This window comes from Lacticaseibacillus camelliae DSM 22697 = JCM 13995 (assembly GCF_001436615.1).
In the GTDB taxonomy this organism is placed as follows: domain Bacteria; phylum Bacillota; class Bacilli; order Lactobacillales; family Lactobacillaceae; genus Lacticaseibacillus; species Lacticaseibacillus camelliae.
Genome location: NZ_AYZJ01000055.1, coordinates 1 through 4,495 on the forward strand (window position 1 = coordinate 1; position 4,495 = coordinate 4,495).

Genomic DNA, 4,495 nt, shown 5'->3' on the forward strand with positions numbered 1-4,495 from the left:
GCAAACCTCAAGATTACGAAGTCAGGCAATAAGCTCACGCTGACGGCCACTGCCCATTCGAGCGTATCTTCAGCGGCACTATCCCGCGTCATCACTAGGTTTCTATGCCTCAGCCACTGTTTTGGCGGGGAGTTTGGCGGGGCTTAGTTGATCGTACTTTACCGCCTGATTCCCCACGAACCGCACCTGATTCTGACCCGCCGTCTTGATCGTGATGTTACCCGCAATCTGTTCGGCGATATCTGCATCCAGTCCGCCCCATAAGTGCGAGTAGTGCTTCAGCGTGATCTCAGGTGACGAATGGCCTAAGCGCTTGGACAACACCAGTACGGAGACGTTGAACTCATTGATGAGATACGACGCATGACTGTGGCGCAGCCCTTTGCCTTCGACTGGGTGCACCTGCGCCAACTTGGCGTAGCGGTGGATAATCCTCGAGATCGTGGACTTGGTCATCGGCAAGCCATCGTAGGTCATGATGAAGTCATCAACCCCACCCAGACCGAAACTCTTCTGCACCTCGCGCCAGCGCCATAGAATTGCCACGGTGTCATCATCAAGCGTCAAGATGCGCTTGCCGCTGTCTGTCTTCGTGTAGTCGTGGCGCTCCCAGTCATGCCGGTTCTTCATCACCAGCATGTGGTCAACGTGCAGCTGCTTCTTGGCGAGATCAACATCTCGCCACCACAGCGCCGTGCCTTCGTTGACGCGCACGCCAGTCAGGAAGTACAGCCACAACATCACGAAGTTCAGGTGACCGTAAATGTCATCAATGCAGATTTGCGCGATGACTTGTTCAAACTCAGCTTTCGTCCAAAACGGCACGCTGCTTTTGGCCTTAGGGATCGCCTTGACCCGCTTCGACACATTGCTGGACAGGTACTGCATCTGCACCGCATGGTCAAGGGACTTGCGGAAGCAGCCGAACACCAAACCAGCATAGCCTTGCGAGTAGCCCGCACCGCCGTCTTTTTCATCCGTGAGCAGCCACGTGCGGAAGTTCTGCACGTCGGTGATATCGATATCGCGCAACAGCTGGTCGCCAAAGCGGGCGATACAGATATCAAAGCTGCGATTACGGACAGCGAAGGTGCTTTCCTCCACGTCGGTTTTGTACGCTGGGATATACGCGTCTTTCATGAACTGGCGGTAGGTCATGCGAAAGTTCGTAAACCCATGCGCCTCATGATATTCACGCTTCACCCGCGTAAGTTCCTTGTTCGCCGCAAACGCAGTGTTGAATGGCATTCCTTGACTGTCCTTCCGCCCTTTCTTGCGGACGCGCTTGCCACTCATCTTATCGGTGCCCAACTCGGTTTCATAGTAGAAGTTACCTTTGGCGTCTATGAATACGCCTGGATATTTGGTTTTACTCATTCTCAACAGCTCCATTCATCGGTGACCCGAGAATGGACTCAACGACAGAACGCGGCACGCGCCCTAAGTTTCGGTTGAGATACAAGGGATAACCCTTTTGTACCATCCTTTGCTTCGCTTGTCTAATAATATTGCGCGCGGTGTGCTGCTTAAAACCTAATGCCATCAGATCTTGATAGCAGACAAAACTCTTATCCAATTACGTCACTTCCTTCTCATTGATTGAAGTGAGATAATCAAACCAGATAGGACCCAAATCTTATCTGTGAAGGGTGACTACTTGCTTTGGTCGGCATAGTCGCTCTTTTTTGATGTCTCACTCGGTTCTGAATCCGTCAAAACGCCGTTGCGGTGATGCTGATAGTGGTGAATCAAGTCCCAGTGGCGTTGCGTCAACTTGCCGCCGTCAATAATCGCCTTCAGCTCAGTAGTGCCATTGTACTGATCAATCAGCTGCAACATCTTCAGCGACGGCGCGACCTGCTTCTTGAGCCAACGGGTAATGTGCGCGTAACTCAATGGTTCAGGATTGGTAGAAAGTCGCAGCTTGTCGCGATAATTGCCGATGAAAGCATCCCAGCGCGGATCTGTCGCCCACTGACTCTTCGCTTTGTGACTCGGCGTCAAAAAACGCAGGTAGCGATTGATGATGCCGAACACAACTTTCTCTGGATCATGCTCTGCCAACAAATTCTTAATTGCCGCAGCGGCGCGTTTGCGACGTAACCGGACTTCAAAGCGTGTCCGTATCGGCTGATCTTCAATCGCAATCTCAGGGTGCTTCTGGTGTTGCTCAAAAGCCTTGTCGTAAATACAGAAGTACACTTCACTTTGCGGCGACCCCAGATACAAGGTTCTGCCCGATACCTTCCACTGCTTGGTGCGATTATCTCGGAAACCATGAAAACGTGAGGTGAATTCATCACGGTCACACTTCTCAATCAAGGTTGGTACGTCAAGCAAGCCATTGCGATCATTGATGGCGAGGTCAACTCGGGTGAAATGACCGTCAAGCGCAATGCACGTCTCTAGGAAGTCGTACCAGGTGCGATTCTGCTGGCGCAAATACGATTCAACATAGCGGCAGCCTTGGCCCTTCAGTTCAATCATTGTGCCACTGTCTTCGCTTGGATCATAACCGTCTGCATTCACATCTTGATACGGCGACAGCAACACATCGATTTCACCACATTTGAAGGTCGCCGCGTACCCGTATCGCGCCCCTTCTTTGAGATTAAAGTGATTCAGGTTAATCTGGAACAGTTCGGTCACCAGTTCTTCATAGTCGTGCGACTTGAAGGTAACGCCCAAGTAATCAATACAGACGTCAACGTTGTTCTGGCCGGTCAACGACCGCAGTGCCAACGTCAATCGCAACCGCGCTTGTTGGTTAATCGGCTTGTTTCCCGTCAGCAGCTGGTTCAAATGCGATCGACTGTAATCAGCCGTCTTCGCTAATTGGCCCTGAGTGATCTTGTGCGTGCGCATCTCATCATGAAACTGGTTTAGCCAGTCGGTATTCGTCATCCCGCCGACTAAGTTCAAATCTTTCAGCATGTTAGCTCCTTTCGAAGCGACCTGACAGCAAAGCCACCTATCTGCTTACGCAAAGTGGCTTGCCACCGGCGCTTTCGTCCTACTTACATGTATTTTGTCTCTAATATTTGCCCCCCTATTAGAGACCGGGGGCTTGTGGCGGCCGGCTAACGCCGACCGCCGCCGCTCGCGCTAGCGGCTTTCGCGCTGCACGCCGCGCACGGCGGCGTACGTTGCAAGACCCTTCCGGAAGGTCTGTGAGAACTTTCGCTCTCACCATATACAGACGGTTTGTAGGACGCGTTTTGAAACAAAAATTCGAACTGTAACGTATTTTTAATATAGAGGATCATAATCCCACAAGACTTCCAGTTAACTCGAAATTAATTCTCTCCCATCAAAAAAAGCCCATATCATTGCCAATAAAAGCAATAATATGGACCTCAAGATGAAATAAACCAATGCTTACACTAGTCAGTACTGAACTAGGCTGCTGACTTAGGCCGTTCAGTGATGACTTTATAGTTGATTTGATATGTTTTGCCGGCTCTGTGGGTAATGACGGAAATTGGTATAGAAAAAATACCCAAAAGAAGCATGAGGTTAGCCAACACAATAGCTGAATCAACTTCGACCACCAGAGATTCAGCGGTTCTTGTGTTCACTAAATCAAGCCCAAGCGAGACTTTCAAGAAGGCAAACTTGCGTTCAATCGCACCGCGTCTGTTCTCCGCATCAGTATCCAGCTTGCGCTGCTTGGCATCTACATGCTTCGGCCGGCGGCCCAGCTTAGGCCCACTCAGTTTGATGCCCAGCTCCTTGCACAATGCAATATTCGCTCGGGTTCGGTACAGGGTGTCAGCTAGTACCTCATCGGGATACTGCCCCAGTGTATCCCAACAATGATCGAGGGTTGCGGCCAGATCAGTGCTTTCATTGAAGCTCTCGAAGTCAAAACGCTCAACGTCAATAACTCCGTCTAAAATTGAGCAGTCAATCTTGGCACCGAACTCAACGCGTGCCTTAGCTTTACCGCGAACAATCGGGTGAATGTACGGTTGGCTGAGACTGACAATCCGGTCAGGAACGCTATGAGTCTTGTTGTCGTACATGTACTTTTGCTGATCGTAGACCTTACGGACAACTGCGAGCCGGTTGATTTGCCATTCTGTCAGATGTGCTTCTCCGCCTTGGCTCAACAGTTCATCCACGTAGCGCAGGTCTCGCCGAATGTACTGCAGCTGGGCTTTAATCTGCTTGCGCCGGGCCTTGGCCTGACGGCCAGGGTGGCGTGAATATTCAGTCCATGTTGCCTTAGCCAAGCGCTTATAAGTCCGCGGGATTGCAACTTGTAGCCCTTGCGCCATCTTAAACACCATCTCTTCAAGGTTCAGCCGAGCTTTGTTTAGTAAGGAGGCATCTTGAGGAAACTGAATCTTGATCGGCACGGCGGTGGCATCAGTAATTAGCACGTGAGCTCCGGGCACAATCGCTTCTAGCTTCTCACGGACTTCATCAGTGATGATTGAAGGCGGCCATTCGAATTTACCACCCGTGCCATGGATCTTACCACCTTCTGCCA

4 protein-coding genes are annotated in these 4,495 nt (G+C 51.0%); all 4 read right to left on the reverse strand.

Annotated features, from left to right (window positions below; translation table 11 throughout):
• Positions 1-102 precede the first annotated feature (102 nt).
• Positions 103-1,377, reverse strand: coding sequence for a tyrosine-type recombinase/integrase (locus tag FC75_RS09115; protein ID WP_082623135.1), 1,275 nt, complete (start codon positions 1,375-1,377; stop codon positions 103-105).
• Positions 1,370-1,576 carry a DUF3173 domain-containing protein gene (locus FC75_RS09120; RefSeq protein WP_033572650.1) on the reverse strand — a complete coding sequence of 69 codons (207 nt, stop codon included), beginning with the start codon at positions 1,574-1,576 and terminating at the stop codon, positions 1,370-1,372. The genes FC75_RS09115 and FC75_RS09120 overlap by 8 nt, the downstream gene beginning before the upstream one ends.
• Positions 1,577-1,653: 77 nt before the next feature.
• On the reverse strand, positions 1,654-2,934 hold the full coding sequence (locus tag FC75_RS09125; RefSeq protein WP_033572651.1) for a replication initiation factor domain-containing protein: 1,281 nt from the start codon (positions 2,932-2,934) through the stop codon (positions 1,654-1,656).
• Between the two features lie 464 nt (positions 2,935-3,398).
• Positions 3,399-4,495, reverse strand: a 1,097-nt coding sequence (locus tag FC75_RS09130) for an IS5 family transposase (RefSeq protein WP_056989711.1), incomplete at its 5' end; no start/stop codon positions are given.

Coding starts and splice junctions, on each gene's coding strand:
- FC75_RS09125 (WP_033572651.1), bottom strand. CDS start 2,934: ATGCTGAAAGATTTGAACTTAGTCGGCGGGATGACGAATACCGACTGG.
- FC75_RS09115 (WP_082623135.1), bottom strand. CDS start 1,377: ATGAGTAAAACCAAATATCCAGGCGTATTCATAGACGCCAAAGGTAAC.